18 protein-coding genes are annotated in these 21,038 nt (G+C 33.6%); 4 read left to right on the top strand and 14 right to left on the bottom strand.

From position 1 onward, the window contains the following. Positions 1-84 precede the first annotated feature (84 nt). On the top strand, positions 85-1,410 hold the full coding sequence (locus FNW17_RS15355; RefSeq protein WP_143391538.1) for an ammonium transporter: 1,326 nt from the start codon (positions 85-87) through the stop codon (positions 1,408-1,410). Between the two features lie 299 nt (positions 1,411-1,709). Here FNW17_RS15355 and FNW17_RS15350 read toward each other — a convergent pair whose 3' ends face one another. Genes FNW17_RS15350 through FNW17_RS15340 form a run of 3 tightly spaced genes read right to left on the bottom strand, consistent with a single transcriptional unit; the run spans position 1,710 to position 6,367 of the window. Next, positions 1,710-3,716 (bottom strand): protein-disulfide reductase DsbD family protein, encoded by a 2,007-nt coding sequence (locus FNW17_RS15350; RefSeq protein ID WP_144072109.1) that lies wholly within the window; start codon positions 3,714-3,716, stop codon positions 1,710-1,712. Further along, a complete protein-coding gene (tilS, locus tag FNW17_RS15345) occupies positions 3,716-5,026 on the bottom strand; it encodes a tRNA lysidine(34) synthetase TilS (protein ID WP_143391553.1) in 1,311 nt (436 codons plus the stop codon). The genes FNW17_RS15350 and tilS overlap by 1 nt, the downstream gene beginning before the upstream one ends. Positions 5,027-5,053: 27 nt before the next feature. Beyond that, positions 5,054-6,367, bottom strand: coding sequence for an anthranilate synthase component I family protein (locus tag FNW17_RS15340; protein ID WP_144072108.1), 1,314 nt, complete (start codon positions 6,365-6,367; stop codon positions 5,054-5,056). Positions 6,368-6,463: 96 nt separating this feature from the next. On the opposite strand from FNW17_RS15340, the gene FNW17_RS15335 reads away from it, so the two are divergent. Both FNW17_RS15335 and FNW17_RS15330 read left to right on the top strand, forming a co-directional pair. Further along, on the top strand, positions 6,464-6,841 hold the full coding sequence (locus FNW17_RS15335; protein WP_144072107.1) for a DoxX family protein: 378 nt from the start codon (positions 6,464-6,466) through the stop codon (positions 6,839-6,841). A gap of 137 nt (positions 6,842-6,978) precedes the next feature. Then, positions 6,979-7,356 carry a DoxX family protein gene (locus FNW17_RS15330; protein WP_143391542.1) on the top strand — a complete coding sequence of 126 codons (378 nt, stop codon included), beginning with the start codon at positions 6,979-6,981 and terminating at the stop codon, positions 7,354-7,356. A 73-nt stretch (positions 7,357-7,429) separates the two neighbouring features. On the opposite strand, the gene lpdA is transcribed toward FNW17_RS15330, so the two are convergent. Together lpdA and FNW17_RS15320 are read right to left on the bottom strand one after the other, a co-directional pair. Then, the gene (lpdA, locus tag FNW17_RS15325; RefSeq protein WP_144072106.1) at positions 7,430-8,833 is read right to left on the bottom strand and encodes a dihydrolipoyl dehydrogenase; all 1,404 of its coding nucleotides are present in this window, start codon (positions 8,831-8,833) and stop codon (positions 7,430-7,432) included. A 279-nt stretch (positions 8,834-9,112) separates the two neighbouring features. After that, complete coding sequence (locus FNW17_RS15320) at positions 9,113-9,571, bottom strand: Lrp/AsnC family transcriptional regulator (protein WP_144072105.1); 459 nt, start codon at positions 9,569-9,571, stop codon at positions 9,113-9,115. A gap of 172 nt (positions 9,572-9,743) precedes the next feature. Here FNW17_RS15320 and FNW17_RS15315 point away from each other — a divergent pair, with 172 nt between their 5' ends. Further along, a complete protein-coding gene (locus tag FNW17_RS15315; RefSeq protein ID WP_144072104.1) occupies positions 9,744-10,964 on the top strand; it encodes an aminotransferase class I/II-fold pyridoxal phosphate-dependent enzyme in 1,221 nt (406 codons plus the stop codon). A 364-nt stretch (positions 10,965-11,328) separates the two neighbouring features. Here FNW17_RS15315 and FNW17_RS15310 read toward each other — a convergent pair whose 3' ends face one another. The 9 genes from FNW17_RS15310 to FNW17_RS15270 form a co-directional block, all read right to left on the bottom strand. Then, the gene (locus tag FNW17_RS15310; protein WP_143391546.1) at positions 11,329-12,546 is read right to left on the bottom strand and encodes an efflux RND transporter periplasmic adaptor subunit; all 1,218 of its coding nucleotides are present in this window, start codon (positions 12,544-12,546) and stop codon (positions 11,329-11,331) included. Positions 12,547-12,548: 2 nt separating this feature from the next. Further along, positions 12,549-13,796, bottom strand: coding sequence for an efflux RND transporter periplasmic adaptor subunit (locus FNW17_RS15305; protein WP_143391547.1), 1,248 nt, complete (start codon positions 13,794-13,796; stop codon positions 12,549-12,551). A gap of 2 nt (positions 13,797-13,798) precedes the next feature. Beyond that, positions 13,799-15,052, bottom strand: a complete 1,254-nt coding sequence (locus FNW17_RS15300; protein WP_143391548.1) for a TolC family protein — start codon at positions 15,050-15,052, stop codon at positions 13,799-13,801. Beyond that, positions 15,039-16,976, bottom strand: coding sequence for an efflux RND transporter permease subunit (locus FNW17_RS16685; RefSeq protein ID WP_144072103.1), 1,938 nt, complete (start codon positions 16,974-16,976; stop codon positions 15,039-15,041). The genes FNW17_RS15300 and FNW17_RS16685 overlap by 14 nt, the downstream gene beginning before the upstream one ends. Positions 16,977-16,987: 11 nt before the next feature. Further along, positions 16,988-18,268: an efflux RND transporter permease subunit gene (locus FNW17_RS16680; RefSeq protein ID WP_144072102.1), complete on the bottom strand. Its 1,281-nt coding sequence runs from the start codon at positions 18,266-18,268 to the stop codon at positions 16,988-16,990. Between the two features lie 5 nt (positions 18,269-18,273). Further along, positions 18,274-18,744: a heme-binding domain-containing protein gene (locus FNW17_RS15285; protein WP_144072101.1), complete on the bottom strand. Its 471-nt coding sequence runs from the start codon at positions 18,742-18,744 to the stop codon at positions 18,274-18,276. A 1-nt stretch (position 18,745) separates the two neighbouring features. Further along, a complete protein-coding gene (locus FNW17_RS15280) occupies positions 18,746-19,297 on the bottom strand; it encodes a DUF3347 domain-containing protein (protein ID WP_144072100.1) in 552 nt (183 codons plus the stop codon). 52 nt (positions 19,298-19,349) lie between these two features. Continuing rightward, positions 19,350-19,958 (bottom strand): heavy metal-binding domain-containing protein, encoded by a 609-nt coding sequence (locus FNW17_RS15275; RefSeq protein ID WP_144072099.1) that lies wholly within the window; start codon positions 19,956-19,958, stop codon positions 19,350-19,352. Between the two features lie 225 nt (positions 19,959-20,183). Continuing rightward, positions 20,184-20,549, bottom strand: a complete 366-nt coding sequence (locus tag FNW17_RS15270) for a hypothetical protein (RefSeq protein WP_144072098.1) — start codon at positions 20,547-20,549, stop codon at positions 20,184-20,186. Positions 20,550-21,038 lie beyond the last annotated feature (489 nt).

The following is a 21,038-nucleotide window of genomic DNA, read 5'->3' as shown; positions in this document are numbered from 1 at the left end:
AAATTGAACGTAAAGTTATATTTTTTATGGGGGTATGAAATGATTTTATACTTTTATCAAAAATTTTAACTAAAAAACTAAATTATGCGAAAGATTATTTTAAGTGTGATTCTAATCACAATTCTGGTATTAGCCGTTTTTTCAATTTATTTGTTCCCTGAATCTACTGTATTGGGTGCTCACGTAGTGGAACTAAAATTAGACACTGGTGATACCGCATGGATGCTAACAGCCACAGGCCTTGTATTATTGATGACTCCTGGACTAGGATTCTTTTATGGAGGAATGGTAGGTAAAAAGAATGTAATTAGTACTGTTCTTCAAAGTTTTATAGCAATGGTAATTGTTACTGTATTATGGGTAATAGTTGCATTTGGATTGTGTTTCGGCCCTTCAATAGGTGGAATTATAGGAGATCCAACTTCAAATATGTTTTTTAGCGGTGTAAATTCTACAACTGCTTGGGAATTAGCACCAACAATTCCATTTATGTTGTTTGCCTTATTTCAAGCAAAATTTGCCATCATTACACCTGCATTAATTACAGGAGCTTTTGCAGAACGTGTTCGTTTCTGGGCTTACTTATTATTTATGGTATTGTTCGTATTATTTATATACTCTCCATTATGTCATATGACTTGGCATCCTGATGGATTATTCTTCGGATGGGGCGTATTAGATTTTGCTGGAGGAACTGTTGTACACATGAGTGCTGGTTGGGCTGCTCTTGCTGGAGCTATGTTCTTAGGAAAAAGAAAATCAGAAAAATCAAATCCTGCTCGTATTACTTATGTATTATTAGGAACAGGTTTACTATGGTTCGGCTGGTTTGGTTTCAATGCAGGTTCTGCAGTTGGAGCAAACGGGCTTGCTGCACAAGCTTTAGGAACTACTACTGTTGCTGCTGGTGCTGCTGCTATGGCTTGGGTATTCTTAGATAAAATTTTGGGTCATAAACTTTCTGCAATGGGAGCTTGTATTGGAGCTGTTGTAGGTTTAGTTGCTATAACTCCTGCTGCAGGTTTTGTAACAATTCCGTCTGCATTAGCCATTGGGATTATTGCTAGTATAGTAAGCAACCTTGTAGTGAGTAAATTCCCTAAAGGAAAAATCGACGATGCTTTAGATGTATTTGCTTGTCACGGTGTTGGTGGTATGGTTGGTATGCTTTTGACAGGTGTATTTGCTTCAAAATCAGTAAACGCAATTGTTGGTGATAATCAAGGTTTAATCTACGGTGATGCTACTTTGTTTTTAATTCAATTAAAAGCTTTAGTTATCGTATCAATATTTGCTTTCTGTGCTTCTTATGCTTTGTTCTTTATTGTAAATAAAATTACACCATTAAGAGTTTCTGAAGAGAAAGAAGAATTAGGATTAGACATTTCTCAACACGGAGAATACCTATAAAAAAACCATTTATTTAATTTTTGAAACACGCTAAAAATTCGTTTTTAGCGTGTTTCTTTTTGACAAATAAGTGGATTTAGAAATTAAAGTTATTTCAATAAGCTACACAAGTTCCAACTTGTAATCCTTAGACAAGTTTTTAATATTGCTTCAAGATTTTGGCGATAAAAAAATAGAACTTATCAATAGGTCTTATATTTCTTAAACCTATATAGACATTATATATTTATACCTTTAAAAACAAAAAGCTTCCTGCTATTTTAAGACAGGAAGCTTTATAAATTTAATGGTTTTTAAAATTATTTCTTGAACTTAGCAATTCCAGTTTTTAACCAACTTTCATATTCATCAACACTAGTGTAACTTATTGTTGGCGTAGTTTCATTCAGGCTATTTCCTTTTAAATCTGTCAAAACATACAAAGGCTGTGTATTGGTTTTGTATTTTGTAATCATAAAATCAGTCCACTTATCGCCAATGGTTTCAATTTCGGAACCTGTAGTTTTCGAAATAAATTGTTCGCTTTTAGGTAATTCCCGTTTATCGTCAACGTATAATGAAATCAAAACAATATCATTTTTCAAAATCGACAACACTCGTTCATCAGACCATACATTGTTTTCCATTTTTCTACAATTCACACAGGCAAAACCTGTAAAATCAAGCATTATGGGTTTCTTTACCGTTTTGGCATACTTCAAACCTTTATCATAATCGTCAAAAACTACAATCTGGTGTGGTCCTAATTTAGCACCATCAGGCAAAATTGTTGTTGAAGAAATATTTCCCGAACTACCAAATCCAAATGGACTTTCGCTATACTCCATCGGAGGCGGAAAAGCATTTATCAATTTTAGCGGTGCTCCCCAAAGTCCAGGAATCATATAAATCGTAAACGATAAAACCACCAATCCAAGGGATAATCTTCCTACTGAAATGTGCGCCATTGGACTATCGTGAGGTAAAGTAATTTTTCCAAACAAATAGAATGCTAAGGTTCCGAAAATAGCAATCCAAATGACCAAGAATACTTCTCTTTCTAATAAATGCAATTGCAAAACCAAATCAGCATTGGATAAAAATTTGAAAGCCAAAGCCAATTCTAGAAATCCCAAAACTACTTTTACGGTATTGAGCCAACCACCTGATTTTGGCAAAGATTGCAACCAACCCGGAAACATTGCAAAAAGCATAAATGGCAAGGCTAATGCTAACGAAAAACCAAACATTCCGATAATTGGAGCAATCCCACCTTTGGAAGCCGCTTCAACTAATAGTGTTCCAACAATTGGACCTGTACAAGAAAAAGATACAATGGCTAATGCCAACGCCATGAATAATATTCCAATAATTCCGCCTCTATCCGCCTGACTATCTACTTTATTTGCCCAAGAATTGGGTAACATAATTTCGAAAGCTCCCAAAAAAGAAATCGCAAAAACGATTAATAAAAGGAAGAAAATAATATTAAACCACACATTTGTTGATAAAGCATTCAACGCATCAGCACCAAAAATCCAAGTTACTACTAATCCCAATATTACATAAATAGCTATAATTGAAATTCCATAAATAATAGCGTTTTCGATTCCTTTGGCTCTTGTTTTGCTCTGTTTTGTAAAAAAACTTACCGTCATAGGAATCATCGGAAATACACAAGGTGTCAGCAATGCGGCAAATCCAGAAAGAAATGCAATTAGAAAAATAGACCACAACCCTTTTTGAGATTCAGATTTTGAAGGAACTTCTATCTCTTTAGATTCTTTAGTTATTTCTTTAGTTATTTTTTCAGCTTTTGAAGTAATTACCTCATTTTCAATTGTATCAGTTTGAATTGGCACAATCTCAGTTTTAGCAACCGATGGAATAACAAAACTAAATTTCTTCTCCAAATTTATACAAGATTGTTTGCAAACTTGGTAATTTAAAGCCACTTCAATCGTCTTGATTTTGGGATTTGTCAAAGAAATTTCTTGCTGAATTTGTGCGTTTTTGACGAAAAAAGTTTCGTTTACCTCAAAAACATCATTGTAAGCAGTGGTAGTTTTTCCTTCTTTGGCTTTGCCAATCAAGTTAAAATTTCCTTTTTGGTTTGTGAAAATCACTTCCATTGCCAATGGTCCACCGTCAGGAGTAAACTGGGAATACATATGCCATTCCTTTTCTATAACTCCGTTAAAAGTGAGAATATAATTGGTCTCTGACTTTTTTTCAATTTTTGTCGTCCATTTTACTGGATCAAGAATTTGAGAATTTCCTTGGGCGAAAGCCAGAAAAACAAGAAGTTTAACAATAATTTTTCGCATTATTTCAATTGTATTTTAAGTATATTTTTGGTTGTATTTTTTATCTTAAAACGTTCATCTTGCCGTATTCCAACAATCCAAACGATTTCATTATCAGAACACAAAAGCCAAGTTTTTTCTTTTTCAATCAAAGACAATTTTTCGTCTTTAAAAAATTTGCTTATTTTTTTTGATTTTCCCTCCATTCCAAAAGGTTGAAAAGTATCACCATTTCGCCAACGCCTCAAAACCAAAGGATACCATAATTTGTCTTCGTCCACAAATATAGTAGTATTTGAAACCAAACAAATGTCGGCTACTTTGCTAAACTTAAGATTTAAGGGAACTTTAACTTCTTTTTGATTTTTATTTACAAAATATTCTTCGTTTTCATCCTCTGAGCTTAATGGACTTAAAATCAGAAAATCTCTATTTTTCAACAATCGAAATTCATTCGAAAATACCTGTTTCCCTGATTGTCCATCCATTAAATCATAAATATCATCCCAAGCTAAAAATCCAAAGCCATTGAACCAATGAAACATATACGATTTATAATTGGGTAGTTTTTTTAATTGGTTCAAATCAAAATGAATTTCTGTTCCCTTTTCTTTGGCCACTTGTTGGTAAACCAAAAACGAAGCGTCATCAGTCATTGCTTTGGATTCTTGCAAATAGTTTTGTGTTTTTTGAAAAGTAGAAAGAAAATCGGGATTCAATTCCTTGAATATTGGAACCAAATTATGCCTAATTTTATTTCGCAAGTATTTATCCGAAGCATTACTGCTGTCTTCTCGCCATTCGATAGCATTATCCTTTGCATATTGCTCGATTTCTGACCTAGAAAAAATCAAAAGCGGGCGAACCACTTGTTCATTTTGTGATGGAATTCCAGTCAAACCATCAATTCCTGTTCCCCGAACAAGATGAATCAGAAAGGTTTCTAAATTGTCGTCTGCGTGGTGCGCTGTTAGAATATAATCGTAGTTTTCAGTCTCCAAAAGCTCATAAAACCAATTGTATCGTAACTCACGAGCGGCGACTTGAGTAGAAAGTTTATAATCATTGGCGAAAGCCTCAGTATCAAATTGGGTTAAAAACAATTCAATTTCGTTGGTTTCGGCATAATCTTGAATAAATCTTTGGTCGCCAAAACTTTCTAAACCCCGAAGTTGAAAATTGCAATGCGCGATGGCAATTTTAAAAGGCAATTTATGAAATAAATCTACCATTACCATACTATCTAAACCGCCACTAGTAGCTAAAAGAAGGTTTTTTCCAATTAAAAAAGGAAAATTTTGAGCGATATGATTTTCGAATTTCTGTTGCATATTCAAATTTAGTAAATTCATTTGAATTTAACTCAATACTTCTCGCATCGCTTTGGCTTTGAGCAAGCATTCTTCATATTCATTTTCTGGAATGGAAAGCGAAGTTATAGCACTTCCTACTGAAAAAGAGGCGTATTTATTTTCTTGATTGTACAAAATACTTCGGATAACTACATTAAAATCAAAATCTCCATTTGGGGTAAAATACCCCACTGCACCACTATACAATCCTCTTTTGGACTCTTCTAATTCTTCGATAATTTTCAAGACTGAAACCTTTGGAGTTCCGGTCATGCTACCCATTGGAAAAGTGGTTTTAATGGCATCGACAGCAGCATATTGACTATCTATTTTCGAAGTGATAGTCGAAATCATTTGATGCACTTGTTCGAAAGAATAAATACCACATAACTCCTCGACTTTTACAGAACCTTTTTGAGCGGTTCGGGACAAATCATTTCGAACCAAATCAGAAACCATAATATTTTCGGCTCTTTCTTTTGGGTCAGAAGCCAATTGGTTTTTTGATTTTTCATCTTCGATTGGATCAACAAACCGTTTAGCTGTTCCTTTTATGGGTTGCGAAATTAACAAATCACCTTCTTTTTTTATATAACGTTCTGGCGAAGCAGAGAGCAAAAATTGTGTGTTATTTTTTAAAAAAACTGCCTGTGGAGATTTTGAAATTTCGTTCAGTTTCAGAAATTTCTCCAATGGATTGATTAACGCATTTTCGAGGTAAAACTCCATACAAAAATTAGCCTCATAAATATCCCCACGATGAATATGTTCTAGTAAATTAGACACTTTATCAAGATAATTATCTTTTGAAATGCGTTGTTTTATTTCAATATCTGAAATTTGAAATGCTTCGCCAGTTCGCTTTCGCTCGGGTCTGAAATCTGAAATCTGCAATCTAATTTCCTCAAAATCCTCCTCAACTTCATCATCACACATATTGAGGTATTGAATTTCGAGTTGGACTCCTTTTAACAGAAATATTTTCTTAGGTTGAAAAAAGAATAAATCAGGAAAATTTAATCCATCAAAATTATTGGAATTTAAAACTTCAATATCATTTTTTAAATCATAAGACAAATACCCAAAAAGCCAATCTTTGGTAACTTGCTGGTATTGTTTCAACTCTTCAAAAGCGTTATGATAATCGGTTTTTATTGACGTAAAAGCATCAACGGCCAGAATACAATCGTAACTAGAATACTGTTGTGGATAATCGTTGCTGTCCATAAAAACAACTTCACGAAATTGCTGTGCCCAAGTCAATAATTGTGATTTGAATAGAGTAGAATTTTCTATACTTTTTATGATTGATGTTCTCAAAGAATTGTGTTATTTTAAAAAAATCAAAATTACGATAAATTTTATATAGATTTTTCTTTATATTTATAGTATTATAAACCTAAAAAACAATAAATTATGAAAATTACAACCATTATTATCCGAACTTTAATTGGATTATTGTTTCTTTTTACATCAATTGGATTCTTTTTAAAACTTTTTCCAGAACCAGCATTAGAAGGAAATTTTAAAGCTTTTCAATTGGGAATTGTCGCTTCTAGTTATTTAATACCTCTTGCAAAATCTATTGAACTGCTTTGTGGGTTATCATTTGTTACAGGACGATACGTCACCTTGGCCAATATTCTAATTTTTCCTGTTACTGTAAATATCTTATTCATTAATTTTTTCTTAACTCCAGAAGGAATTCCAATGGCTTTATTTGTATTTTTAGGTAACTTATTCTTGATATACACACATTGGGAAAATTACAAAGGATTATTTGTTGCAAAATAAATAAGAACACCTAATTAATAATCTATAAAAATAAGCGCAATAAATTGACAATTTCCAAAATTATTCCTATATTTTAATTAATATAAAGTTAAAATTTCATAAATTTATACTGTAATTAACCTCTAATTCACTATAATATGAAAATCGTAACTATTATTATCCGTACATTAATTGGACTTTTACTTCTTGCATTAGCTATTGGTTATTTTATGAATCTTATGCCAGAACCTACCACAAATGGGAACTTTAAAGCTTTTGAAATTGGAGCTGTTTCTTCTGCTTATATTATGCCAATGGCTAAATTAGTAACATTTTTTTGTGGATTGTCATTTATTACAGATCGCTTTGTAACCCTATCTAGTATTCTTATTTTACCAGTTATTTTAAATATTTTATTTCTTGATTATTATTTAACTCCACAAGCGTTACCTATTTCCATTTTCTTATTTTTAGGTAATTTCTTTTTGATTTACAAACATTGGAATAATTACAAAAGTATATTTTCTGTTAGATAACAGATATTCCTATTACAAACAAAACCCGATTATTTATCGGGTTTTGTTTGTAATTATAAAATTGTCTTTTACATTAAATATGCAACGCTCTATTTTCTGTAGCAGCTAATGCTGCTTCTTTTAATGCTTCAGAAAAAGTAGGATGCGCATGGCTCATTCTTGAAATATCTTCGGCAGAGGCTTTGAATTCCATTGCTGTAACTGCTTCGGCAATCAAATCGGCACAACGGGCACCAATCATATGAACTCCCAAAACTTCATCGGTTTTAGCATCGGCAAGAATTTTTACAAATCCATCTAAATCTCCGCTAGCGCGAGCTCTTCCTAATGCTTTAAAAGGAAAGCTTCCTGATTTGAATTCCACTCCAGAAGCTTTTAATTGCTCTTCTGTTTGTCCAACTGCAGCCACTTCTGGCCAAGTGTAAACTACTCCCGGAATTAAATTATAATTGATGTGTGGTTTTTGTCCAGCCAAAATTTCGGCAACCATTGTTCCTTCTTCTTCGGCTTTGTGTGCCAACATTGCGCCACGAACAACATCACCAATCGCATAAATATTTGAAATATTTGTTTGCAAATGATCGTTTACATCAACCATTCCTCTATCTGTAATTTTCACTCCTGCCTTATCGGCTTTTAATCCATCAGTGTAAGGACGACGACCTACCGAAACTAATGAATAATCTCCTTCAAGAGTGATAGTTTCTCCTTTGGCATTCTCAGCTTGAACGGTTACATTATCTCCTTTTCTTTCTACCGATTTAACTTTATGAGAAACATAGAATTTCATTCCTTGTTTTTTCAAGACTTTGGTCAATTCTTTAGACAAAGAAGCATCCATTCCTGGAATGATTCTATCCATAAATTCTACTACCGAAACTTGCGCTCCAAGACGTAAATACACTTGACCTAATTCAATTCCAATTACTCCACCACCAATGATTACAAGGTGTTTTGGTACTTCTTTCAAACTTAATGCTTCTGTAGAAGTGATGATTCTTTCTTTATCTATTTTGATAAACGGCAATGAAGATGGTTTAGAACCTGTTGCAATAATGATGGTTGCAGCTTCGATAGTTTCTGAAGTTCCATCGGCTTTGGCAACAGCCACGTGATTTGCATCTACAAATGAACCCAAACCATTGAAAACAGTAACTTTATTTTTGTCCATCAAATAATTAATTCCGCCCGAAGTTTGATCCACAACGGCTTGTTTGCGAGCAATCATTTTCTCTAAATTAACTTTCACTTCTCCAGAAACCTCAATTCCGTGCTCAGCAAAATGGGCAATTTCGCTGTAATGATGCGAAGATGCCAATAATGCTTTTGATGGAATACATCCAACATTCAAGCAAGTTCCTCCAAGAGTGGAGTATTTTTCTATAATAGCGGTTTTGAAACCTAGTTGTGCGCAACGAATCGCTGATACATATCCTCCAGGTCCTGAACCTATAATTACTACGTCAAATGAACTCATAGTTTGTATTTTTTTTATATTTAGTGCTGCAAAAATAAGTTTTTTGCCTGAGGTTTTAAGTTAAAAGTTTAAAGATTTCGTAACGAATTATAACTTTTTAGTTATTACAAAATAATCTACCTCGGGGCAGAGCCCCAGAGGTATTAATAAAATAACAGCCACAGATTCACAGATTTTAAAAAATCATTTTTAATCTGTGACTCGAGCAATAGCGAACAGGCGAAGCAATCTGTGGCAAAAAAACCGAAGCAGAGCTTCGAGGAATTAAACCTAAAGAGATTAAACCTCAATTACTGTAGTGTTTTTCACTTCACTAATCATAAAGGTGCTGTGTGTGCTTCCAATATGTTCCAAAGTAGTTAGTTTTGTGACCAAAAATTCGCGATATGCTTCCATATCTTTGACCAAAATTTTTAAAATATAATCGTAATCGCCGCTCACGTGATGACATTCTAAAACTTCTTTGAGCTTGACCACTTCGATTTCGAATTTAGTCAGGAATTCTTTGGTGTGCTGAATGAGTTTAAGATGGCAAAAAACCACGAATCCTTTTTCGACTTTCGAACGATTAACCAAGACGACATATTTATCAATAACACCTTCTCTTTCGAGTTTTTTGATACGCTCATAAACCGCCGTTACCGATAAATCAAGTTTTAATGACAATGCTGCAGTCGTTCTTTTGGAATCAGTTTGCAGCAGAAAAAGTAATTTTTTATCAATTGAATCTAAAGCCATTTGTTTGGGATTTTTAAAATTTGAAAAATAAACTAAAACAGTTTGATAATCATAGTAAAATTAGAAAATTTATTTAAATATATGACAAATTATAGTTTTAAAATCTAAATATTTTGAATAGTATTGATTATTAGTCTAACAACATTGAACTTTGTATTCTAAACCTAAAACTATGAAATTCAATCCAGCAGATGATATTCAAGATTTACAATATTTTGGAGAATTTGGAGGAGTAAATCCTTCTATTTCAGATAGTTCAACCTATACTTTTTTGTCAGCAAAAACAATGTTCGACACTTTCGAAGGCAATGCCGATGGTTGCTATTTGTATTCACGACATTCCTCTCCAAGTAATTTATATTTAGGTCAAGCATTAGCCGCAATGGAAGGTACTGAAGCAGCTAATGTCTCCGCTTCAGGAATGGGAGCCATCACTCCTACCCTTTTGCAACTATGCGGATCTGGCGACCACATTGTTTCTAGCCGAACTATTTATGGAGGAACATATGCCTTTTTGAAAAATTTCGCTCCACGATTAGGTATCAAAACTACTTTTGTTGACATCACAAAAATGGATAAAGTTGAAGCGGCAATTACAGCAGAAACCAAAGTTTTATACTGCGAAACCGTGAGTAATCCCTTGCTTGAAATAGCCGATATTGCAAGTTTAGCAAAAATTGCAAAAAAGTATAAAATTAAACTGGTTGTTGATAATACTTTTTCTCCATTATCCGTCTCTCCAGCAAAATTAGGAGCAGACATTGTCATTCACAGTTTGACAAAATACATCAACGGAAGCAGCGACACACTTGGCGGCGTTACTTGTGCCTCGCAAGAATTTATCGATAGTTTGAAGAATGTGAATAATGGTGCCAATATGCTTTTGGGACCAACAATGGATAGTTTACGATCAGCAAGTGTGATGAAAAATCTGAGAACTCTTCACATCCGAATGAAGCAACACAGCCATAATGCAATGTATCTTGCCGAGCATTTTGAAAAAGATGGATTAAAAGTCGTTTATCCGGGTTTGAAAAGTCATCCGGGTCATAATTTATATTCAAGTATTATCAATCCTGAATATGGTTTTGGCGGAATGATGACGTTGGACGTTGGCAATTTAGATAAAGCCAATGAATTAATGGAATTAATGCAACGTCAAAAACTAGGTTATTTGGCTGTGAGTTTAGGATTTTATAAAACTTTATTTAGCGCTCCGGGAACATCAACATCAAGTGAAATTCCTATAGAAGAACAAGTAGCTATGGGCTTAACAGATGGATTGATTCGATTTTCGATTGGTTTAGACAATAATATTGAGCGTACTTATCAAATGATGAAAGAATGTATGGTTGAACTTGGAGTTTTGAAGACGGTGAGTTCAATACAATAAAAGATGGCAAATAGTATGGAGATGATGTGGGATTATTTGAAGGCATTTTTTTAAATCCAATTTTAAAAATAAAAATAGAGCGTCAAAGGCATATCTAATTCGTGGTTAATAGTAAAAGCAAAAATATTTTCAATCATATCTTTCGGAATGTTCAGTTCCGGCAAGTTAAATTAGCACTTTCTTAAACATTTTTCATTGTATATTTATTAGTTGTAGATTAATTTCTACTTAACAAAGTTCATTAATTACTTTACTTAAATTGTTATAAAACTTTAGTTATGATTTGTATAACTATTAATATTTTTTAAAGCTGCTTTATCGAAACTTGCTCCTTTAGGTTGCTTTGTGTATATTTTAATCTTTTTCACATCTTCATTCCTTCCATCGGGTCGTTCCCTTTTCTAAAAATGTATTCGCTATTTATACCATAAGCCCCCGTAATCACGACTTTTTTAGCACTGTCTATTTCAGATTTGATTTCTATCATTCCATTGGTTTCTATTCCAGTTTCAACCATTAGGCTTTCAAATACTCCTGGTCTTTTTTCAACCCAAATGTAGGAAGCGTTTTCTTCTCTAATAACTGCATCAATTGGAACATACAATCCTTTTAGATTAGATTGCATCAATTTTGCCATAGCTTGCATCCCGGGTTTTAATTGCAAATTTGGATTTGGTATTTCTAATCGAATTAAAAGCAGACGAGTATCTGGATTGATTTCCGGATTGATAAAAGAAACTTGCGCATTTATGGTTTTATCAGGATAATCGGCAAATGTAATTTGGGCTTTTTGTCCTATTTTTAGATTCTTGGCATAGTTTACGTTGACCTGTGTTTCTAACCAAAGGCTGTTTAAATCTGCCAATTTAATGATGCTGGAACCTTCCATTGCATAACTGCCTTCGGTGGTACTTATTTCCGATATTGTTCCACTAGCAGTGCTATAAAAAATAGTATAAGGAGAAATTGCCGCCACTGTTTTTAGGCTTTCAATTTGGGCATTGGTTAAACCAAAGAATAATAATTTTTGCTTAGCTGCATTGAGCATATTTTTGGCATTTTTTCCAAAATCGCCAGGCATTGCCAGTTGTTTGTATGCCGTGAAATAATCCTGTTTGGCAATGGCAATATCTTCACTATACAATTGATATACGGCTTGGTTTTTAGCCACATAATCGCCAACGGTTTTGAAATACAATTTTTCAATTCGTCCCATTGCTCTTGCAGAAATGGTTTTGGTTTTCTCTTGATTAATGGCTAAAACTCCCGTATAATTTTGCTCTAAACTGCTTTGAGTTTCTGAAATAGTTTGGGTAGTGATATTTCCCAATTGTATTTGTTGCTTGCTCAAACTGATTTCGTTAGCCTTTGTATCATCTTGTTTTACTGGGGTCAACTCCATATTACAAATGGGGCATTTTCCGGGTTTATCTTCCTTAACTTGTGGATCCATAGAACAAGTGTAAAATGTTGTTGCTGCACTCTTATCGTGTTTGCTATGGTCTTCTTTATTTTTAGTATTACAAGCTATCATTACCGTAAATAGTAGTGCCAGTAAACTTATTTTTTTTATTGTCTTCATCATTATTCGGTTTTAATAAAGCTTTCGCTGTCAATTAAATAGTGTGCGTTTTTGGCTATGGTGTCTTTTACTGAAATGCCCTCGATAATTTGAATAAAATCATCCATTTCAATTCCAATTTTTATGGCAGTTGCCTTGAAGCCATTTTCCATTTTTAAGAAAACTATTTTCTTGTTTCCAAGGCTTACCATTGCCTGTTTTTGAATCCAAATTCCATTTACTGGATTTGTTTTCACAACGCCTTGCAATCGCAAACCAATTGGTAATTTCAATTTGTTGTTATTTAAATAAACCCGAATGCTATTGGTTTTATCAGCTGCATTAAGTTGGGTTTCGACAAAATTTATTTTTGCATCTATGAAATCCTCTTTGTCTAGTTCGGTAGTAATTCTGATAGATTGATTGGTTTTAATTACACTATTATACCCTGTTATAACATTGAATATTCCCCATACTTTATCTGTATTTAATAGTTTAAAAATGACTTCCCCCTTTTTTATATAATCTCCTTCCTTAACATTCAACACCGTTGTGTTGCTGCTTGTACTTTGCATTTCAGGATTAGTTGTATTATCCATAGTTCCTGTTCCGTCAACAACACCAGAAGCGGGACTGTAAATTGAAATTTGTGGATTTACTTTTTTGGAATTAGACAGCGCATTTATTTGATTTTGAGTCATTCCATAAAGCACTAATTTTTGTCTTGACGCATTAATAATCGAAATATTTTCAGCATCATTAGTAATCAAATAGATGAAGTTTTGTTGCTCCGTTAGTAATTCTGGGCTGTATATATCAAATAGTTTTTGTCCTTTATTTACTTTTTGATATTTATAATTGACATACATCCTTTCTATTCTTCCGCTCATTCGAGCTGCAATGTTTACCGATGAATTTGGGTCATACGACACAATGCCGGGTAAATTTATTTCACTGCTCAAAGTGGTGTCTATTGCTGTTGTCGTTTGATGATTACCTACTATAAAATTGTCGGTAGGTTTTATAAGATTGTCCATAGAATTATCTTCAACTGAATTGTTTTCTGTTACCTTTTTTACCAAAGTCATTCCGCAAATAGGACAATTTCCAGGTTTGTCTCTAATGATTTCTGGGTGCATCGAACAGGTATAAACCTCGTTTTGATGCGCTGTTTCCGAATGATTGTCTGATTTTATGGCAAAGAAATAGATTGAAATTCCGATAATTAAAATTCCAATAAGAGCTAAACTATACTTTATATACTTGTTCATAATTATTTGGTTTCTAATTGTTTTTCAATTTCTACTTGTACTGCCAAAATACTTTGCAATTTATCTAACGCATCAATTTGAGCCATATTTAACGCTTCCCAAGCATCGAGAGTTGGAAATAAATCACCAGTGTTATTTTGCCAAGCCAAAACTGCCGTATCATAGTTTCGTTTCAAAGCGGGAATAATGCTTTTTTGGGCGATTTCATATTGCTTTTTCAAGTTAGCAAGTTCGGTATTCATTCCCGAAATCATTCCTGTTGCTTCATTCAAAATCATTTGTTTTTGCCAATTGAGACTTTCATTTTTGATTTGAAAACTGTCGATATTTGCTTTGTTCATTTTAGTTGACCAAGGCATAGGAATAGTAATCATTCCCATCAAGGAGAACTGTTGAGGTTGTGTTCCAAAAGCAAACATATGATCGTATTTTATTCCAAACTCGGGCAATAATTTTGATTTTTCGGCTGCAATTTTGAGCTGATTTATTTCCATCGTTTTTTCGATGGCTTTCACATCGCTTCGGTTTTTAGAAAGAGAAGTGGTGTCTGAAATTGCCAAATTAAAATCTTTTACTTCATAGTTTTCATCAATTTCAAACGCGGTGTTTTTATCTCTTGCCATCAGCGTGTTCAGCATAATTCGCTTTTGGGAAATGTCATTTTGCAACATTAGAATCATACTTTCTAATGCGCTGTATTGCGATTTTGCTTTGTAATACGTGGGCAATTTATCCATATTATACTGGTAGCGTATTTCCATACTTTTAATCATATACTCTAAAAGCAACAAATTATCATTGGTAATTTTTATTTTTTTATTTAAAACCAACCATTGATAATAATTTGTCTTTGCCAATGATTTCAACTGATTAATTGTATAGTTTTTATTTTCTTTTTCGACTGATGACATTGCAGTCATAAGATTAAAATCAGCTTTTAACTTGGAAGCATTCGGTATCATTTGGGTTACGCCCAACATATAATTTCCCATACCTGGGTTCATTTCATCTGCTTTCCACATTTTGGTGTTGTAGGGTGCCATAAAAAAACCCGTTTCCACCTGTGGAGGCATCCAGCTTTTGGCACCTTTTGCCGCTGCATCCATACTTTGAATATCGGCATCGTACATTTTTAGTTGAGGATTGTTTGTCTTGATTGTAGTCAATACATTATCCAAGGAAAGTGTTTGGGCTGCCAAATTAGTGGCGCTTAATATCAAACAACTTAGGACTATATAAAATTTATTCTTTAACATCTATAAGTTCTATTTTACCTTTTGTTCTTAATTCTCGAAGTTTTACCATCTCAAAAACAATTGGTGTTACTAATAATACATAAATCGTGGAGGTGATTGTACCACCAATTAGTGGAACAGTAATGGGAAGCATTATATCGGATCCTGTTCCTGTTGCCCAAAGAATGGGGATTAATCCAAATAAGGAAACCGAAACCGTCATCAATTTTGGTCTTAACCTTTTGGCAGAACCATCAATAATATACTGTTTCAATATTTCTTCAGTTATGGTTTCGGTACTATTTCCGTACTTTTCTACCATTTTATTCATTGCTTCATTTAAATAGATGGTCATCAACATCGCCGTTTCTATAGCCATTCCAAACAGCGCAATAAATCCAACGGCAACAGCAACGGATAAATTAATTCCATAAAAATAAACCATAAATATTCCTCCAATTAGAGCAAAAGGTACGGTAATCATTGTGATTAACGCCTCTTTCATAGAATGATACGTAAAATATAAAACCAGAAATATAATGACGACGACAATTGGCAATATTAAACTTAATGTTTTGTTGGCTCGAATTTGATTTTCCCATTGTCCGCTCCATTCCACATAATATCCTTTTGGCATCTTGGTCATCATTGCATCGAGTTTTTCTTGCGCCTCTTTGACAGCACTTCCTAAATCACGTTCCCGAACGTTGAACAGCACAGTACCACGAAGCATTGCATTTTCGCTGTTTATCATTGGTGGGCCATCACTTATTTTTACATCAGCAACAGCTTCTAATGGTATAGGGCCAAAATCCATTGTTTGTACTTGCAGTTTTTTTAAGGCCTCAAGACTATTTCTATATTCTTGTGCATATCTTGCGTTGACAGAAAAACGCTGTCTTCCCTCGATAGTCGTGGTTAATTTCATACCTCCAATAGATGCCTCGACAACCGTATTAATATCGTCAATCGAAAGCCCGTATCGGCCAATCACTTCTCGTTTGGGAACAATGTCGATGTATTTTCCGCCCGTAATGGGTTCAGCATACAAATCTTTCACTCCAGAAGTTCCTTCCAATGTTTTTTTAATTTTTTGAGCCAAAACATTGATGGTATCTAAACTTGCTCCGTAGATTTTTATTCCCACATCCGTTCTGATTCCTGTTGAAAGCATATTGATACGGTTGATGATAGGTTGCGTAAAACCATTGGTCACACCAGGAATTTGCAGTTTGTTGTTGATTTCCGTGATAATATCATTTTTGGTTTTGTCCTCTCGCCAGTCTGCTTGTGGTTTTAACAAAATAATTGTTTCCACCATACTTATTGGACTGTTATCAGTTGCCGTATTTGCCCTGCCTGCTTTTCCCAACACGTGAGCCACTTCGGGAATTGATTTTATCAATTTGTCCTGAACCTGAAGGATTCTTTTTACTTCGGAGTTGGATACATCTGGCAAAGTGACGGGCATAAACAGTACAGATCCTTCATCTAAAGGAGGCATAAATTCTGAACCTAAACGAGTAAACATTAGAACTCCAATCAGTAACGCAATGATGTTGATGCCCAAAACCGTTTTTCTCCATTTTAAACAAAAAATTAAAATGGGTGTGTAAATGCTTTCCAATTTTTTGTTAATTGGGTTCTTGTTTTCTGGGCGAAGTTTTCCTTTTAGTAAATAACTAATTAACACTGGTGTAAGTGTAATGGCTAAAAAAGCATCAACTATCAGTATAAACGATTTCGTCCACGCTAATGGTCCAAACAATTTGCCTTCCATTCCCGTTAGAAGAAATACAGGTAAAAAAGAAGCAATTACAATAATTGTTGAGTAGAAAACGCCTGGACCTACTAATTTGGAAGAGCTTTCTATAAGCTTCAACTTATCTTCAGGAGATAGTGGATCGTTTTCTTTTTTGAATATATTTTTAATTTTATTTATCATTTTATTTCCAATTACTGATTATTGTCCATTTCTTCCTGTTTCTCCGAAATTGTCCTGTATGCATTCTCTACCATTACGATACCATCGTCAACGACAACACCAATGGCCAGAGCAATTCCCGTTAATGACATAATATTAGAAGAAATACCAAATGTTTCGAGTAAAATAAAGCCAATAGACACAGATATAGGTAATTGAATGAGTATAATTAAAGCACTTCGCCAATGAAAAAGGAACAGTAACACGATTATGGAAACAGCTATCATTTCCTCAATTAAAGTCCCTTTTACCGATGCAATGGCTTTTTCAATCAATTCGCTTCTATCATAAGAAGTTTTGAAAGTAACGCCTTCGGGCAATCCTTTTTCGACTTCTTTCATTTTCAATTTTACCGCTTTGATTACTTCATCGGCGTTTTCGCCATAACGCATTACCACTATTCCACCAACGACTTCACCGGTGCCATTTTCATCAAAAATGCCTAGTCTCAAATCGCCACCCATTTGTATTGAACCGATGTCTTTCACTTTTACAGGAACGGAATTATAATTTTTAATGGCAATTTCTTCCACATCTTTTATGTTTTTGATGTAGCCCAAACCTCTAACTATGTAGGACATATTGCTCATTTCAAATTTTCGTCCTCCCACATCATTATTATTGGCTTTGACGGCATTCATCACTTCCATCATACTTACATTGTAGTATTGCATTTTCAAAGGGTCTAACACTAATTGATATTGCTTTTCAAAACCACCAAAGGAAGCCACTTCGGCAACGCCGGGAACAGTTTGCAATGCAAATTTCACGTACCAATCTTGCAAAGCTCTTTGTTCGCCCAAGTCCATACCATTTGCATTTAAATGATACCAAAAAACGTGACCCACTCCTGTACCATCAGGTCCCAAGGTTGGCACTATATTTTGAGGTAATAATCGCTGGGCATAATTTAATCTTTCTAAAACCCGAGTTCTCGCCCAATAAATATCGACATCATCTTCAAAAATGATGTAAACGAAGCTCATCCCAAACATTGATGCACCCCGAATATTTTTGACTTTTGGAATGCCTTGCAAATTTGAAACCAGCGGGTAAGTAACCTGCGCTTCTATAACCTGTGGGCTTCTTCCCATCCATTCCGTAAATACAATTACTTGATTTTCGGACAAATCGGGAATGGCGTCAATGGGATTTTGTTGCACACTGTAAACGCCCCAAGCAAATAAGAAAGCAGAAACCAGCAAGACAACGGCTCGATTTCGTAGTGAGAATGTTATTAATTTTTCTACCATTATTTTTAATTTTGTAATGAAATACTATCTTCTATTTTATTTATCCAATGCAATACTTCTTTTTTATGGGTGGTTGTAAGTATTGCTTTTTTATGGATTAAAGTATAAGAACTCAGAGGCATTTCGTTAGATTTTATTTGTTTTACAATTCTATCTAATTTATTATTTTGCTTTCGGCTACCATAATTCCCCCATTCATTAAAGTTCAAATTTTCTTTTCCTTCTTTGATATGACTTTCCATAAAAAAACGTGCTGGTTGGATGTAAGAGTACCAAGGATAATTGGTGTTGTTACTGTGGCAATCAAAACAAGAAGTTCGCAAAATGATTTCAACATTTTTAGGAACATTAAATACTTTTGTAAAATTTACAGTTATATCCTGCTCAAAACTAATGTTTCGAACAGGTTGAAATAACTGCATCAACAAAAAAATAATTAACCCAATAAAAAGTATTTTTTTGATGATTATTTTCATTCTAGAATTCTTTTTTAATAGAACCGCAAGTAGCCATATCTTTTCCAAAATAAGGGTTTGTAATTTCTTTGGTTTCGCTTATCCAAACTGCACCTTTGTTGTCATCTGCCATTGGGCAAAAGTCCAGATAAAGTTTTTGACTGGTTCCAAATAATTGAATTAAATCATTCATATCCTTACTTAACATTACAAAATGTTCTCTTTGATGGTCAATTTTTCCAGCATTTGAACCAATGTGTTCGGCGTGTTCTTTTGCATCATCTGAAATACTCATATAAGCTTCCATCTGGTCGGCAGAAACCTTTTCCATACTAGTTTTTGCCATAGTTTCTAGCAACGCTTTTCCGGCATCAGCCGCAGCATCAGAATCATCATTTGCTAATGAATTTTTAATTGCCAAATAATTTTTTACTATTTCATCAATTGAAAAGGAGGATTGCGTAACAACCTCGGATGTTGATTCTATTTTGACCGTTTCTTCCTGTTTATTTTTTTGATTACAAGAAATAATTGTTATTGCTAACGCTACTATTATAATTATTCTATTTTTCATTTTGTTTGTTTTTTAAATTGTTAATGTTGCTATTAGCAACATTTTATTTTCATTAGATTTTTTTCTCATTCATTTCCATTCCACATTTAGGACACTCCCCTTTAGTATCAGCGGTAGAACCGTCCATTGGACAAACATATTTTGTCGAAATTTTAGTTTTAGGCTGACTGCCTTTTAGGGCGTGGGTATCTATTGTTTCGGTAATTTTTACCATTCCAGTTCCACATTTAGAACATTTCCCTTCAGTTTCAGAAGCTGAACCATCCTTAGGACAAACATATTTTGTTACCATTTTACTCCTAGGCTGGCTGCCTTTTAGGGCATGAGTATCTACTTTTTCGGTAGTTTTCACCATTTTCATTGCACATTTAGAACATCCACCTGGTTTGTCGGAAGTTGATCCATCCATTGGACAAACATATTTGGTTACCGTTTTAGTCATCGGTTGACTACCTTTTAAAGCATAGGTAGGTACCTTATCTGTAACTTTTTTCAATTCCATGCCACATTCTGGGCATTTTCCTGAACTTGGATTCATATTGTCGGGATGGGTAGGGCAAATGTAAACTGTTTTAGGACTTTCCTTTTTTGCAGCTGTTTGAGCTGATAATGATGTGATTGCTATTAAGAATACGCTTAATATGATAATTAAATTTTTCATTTTATTTGTTTTTTAAGAAACAAGGTAATGCCTTTGTCGAAATTTTCGATTTAGTGAATTAGAGTTTCGTTATTAAGTTTAGATAATTTTAAATTGAACCCGCTAAAGAATAAGTAAAAAACAGCAAAAAGCCATAATTTATATTTGATTAGCTGATAAAAAAAAGATGATTTAAAAGCAAGAATTGCTTTCTATTTGACACACTTATGGCTGTCAAAATTTAATTTAGCTTATTTTTGGTATAAGCCATAGAGAATAAAAACCTGAGGAAAGATTGGTATTTGAATTAAAATAATTTTGTTTTTTTTCTGAAAAAACAAAATTATTATTCTTGAATTGTATTTCGAAAAATATTCCACTAAATTGAATTGAAGTAGTAACACAATTTGAGTGTCCACATTTTCCATTACAGCCTTGGCTTTTTTTATTTTTTGAATCATTATCATTTTTGCAACAATCCATTTTTTCTGTATTTGCAGAATCTTTTTTGTTACAAGAATTTTTTTCTGAATGACTACCACACGCAAAAGTGACTGTTGGCATCAAGAAGAAGCCAAAAATAACTAATATTAAAAGGTAAATTCTATTCATTATCGTTTTAAAATCAAAGACAATCAAAATTAAGCAAATTATATTAATATGGCACTAAATATTTGTTAAAAAGGTTTGTGTTTTTTATTAGCCTGTTTTTAAATTGCTTTTTGTTCCTGATTTGTTGCAAATAAGCTATATTTTTCTCTAAATATTTTTATATCCTCACTAATTTTTCTATCCTATACTTTTGCAAATTGCTAGGTTGTTCTTATATTTTTGTGATCAAGAATTATGCTTGTTTGTGTCGACAATTTGGATATCACTACAAATTTGTGGAACTTAATTCAATTCTTTTGCCATTGATTGAAGTATGTTTATATAGGTACTAAGCCGTTTACACTAGCTTTTGCTATCATTGAATAAAAGAAAATAGATGCTTTTGTTTTCATCTTGGTAACCTTTAGGTTATTAATGAATTACCCCGAGGCAGAGCCTCGAGGTATCGTGTTACTCGAAAGTTAACCGTAGCTGGTTTTTGTTAAACGA

It is taken from the genome of Flavobacterium franklandianum, from assembly GCF_007097365.1.
Taxonomy (GTDB): domain Bacteria; phylum Bacteroidota; class Bacteroidia; order Flavobacteriales; family Flavobacteriaceae; genus Flavobacterium; species Flavobacterium franklandianum.
The sequence above is the reverse complement of the archived record's forward strand: the minus strand, read 5'-3'. Positions and strand labels throughout refer to the sequence as shown.

What these genes read in the sequence shown, in the direction of transcription:
- FNW17_RS16685 (WP_144072103.1), bottom strand. Translation starts at nt 16,976, where the DNA reads ATGATAAATAAAATTAAAAATATATTCAAAAAAGAAAACGATCCACTA.
- FNW17_RS16680 (WP_144072102.1), bottom strand. Translation starts at nt 18,268, where the DNA reads ATGGTAGAAAAATTAATAACATTCTCACTACGAAATCGAGCCGTTGTC.
- FNW17_RS15350 (WP_144072109.1), bottom strand. Translation starts at nt 3,716, where the DNA reads ATGCGAAAAATTATTGTTAAACTTCTTGTTTTTCTGGCTTTCGCCCAA.
- FNW17_RS15305 (WP_143391547.1), bottom strand. Translation starts at nt 13,796, where the DNA reads ATGAACAAGTATATAAAGTATAGTTTAGCTCTTATTGGAATTTTAATT.
- FNW17_RS15330 (WP_143391542.1), top strand. Translation starts at nt 6,979, where the DNA reads ATGAAAATCGTAACTATTATTATCCGTACATTAATTGGACTTTTACTT.
- FNW17_RS15315 (WP_144072104.1), top strand. Translation starts at nt 9,744, where the DNA reads ATGAAATTCAATCCAGCAGATGATATTCAAGATTTACAATATTTTGGA.
- FNW17_RS15335 (WP_144072107.1), top strand. Translation starts at nt 6,464, where the DNA reads ATGAAAATTACAACCATTATTATCCGAACTTTAATTGGATTATTGTTT.
- FNW17_RS15285 (WP_144072101.1), bottom strand. Translation starts at nt 18,744, where the DNA reads ATGAAAATAATCATCAAAAAAATACTTTTTATTGGGTTAATTATTTTT.
- lpdA (WP_144072106.1), bottom strand. Translation starts at nt 8,833, where the DNA reads ATGAGTTCATTTGACGTAGTAATTATAGGTTCAGGACCTGGAGGATAT.
- FNW17_RS15270 (WP_144072098.1), bottom strand. Translation starts at nt 20,549, where the DNA reads ATGAATAGAATTTACCTTTTAATATTAGTTATTTTTGGCTTCTTCTTG.
- tilS (WP_143391553.1), bottom strand. Translation starts at nt 5,026, where the DNA reads ATGCAACAGAAATTCGAAAATCATATCGCTCAAAATTTTCCTTTTTTA.
- FNW17_RS15320 (WP_144072105.1), bottom strand. Translation starts at nt 9,571, where the DNA reads ATGGCTTTAGATTCAATTGATAAAAAATTACTTTTTCTGCTGCAAACT.
- FNW17_RS15310 (WP_143391546.1), bottom strand. Translation starts at nt 12,546, where the DNA reads ATGAAGACAATAAAAAAAATAAGTTTACTGGCACTACTATTTACGGTA.
- FNW17_RS15300 (WP_143391548.1), bottom strand. Translation starts at nt 15,052, where the DNA reads ATGTTAAAGAATAAATTTTATATAGTCCTAAGTTGTTTGATATTAAGC.
- FNW17_RS15280 (WP_144072100.1), bottom strand. Translation starts at nt 19,297, where the DNA reads ATGAAAAATAGAATAATTATAATAGTAGCGTTAGCAATAACAATTATT.
- FNW17_RS15355 (WP_143391538.1), top strand. Translation starts at nt 85, where the DNA reads ATGCGAAAGATTATTTTAAGTGTGATTCTAATCACAATTCTGGTATTA.
- FNW17_RS15275 (WP_144072099.1), bottom strand. Translation starts at nt 19,958, where the DNA reads ATGAAAAATTTAATTATCATATTAAGCGTATTCTTAATAGCAATCACA.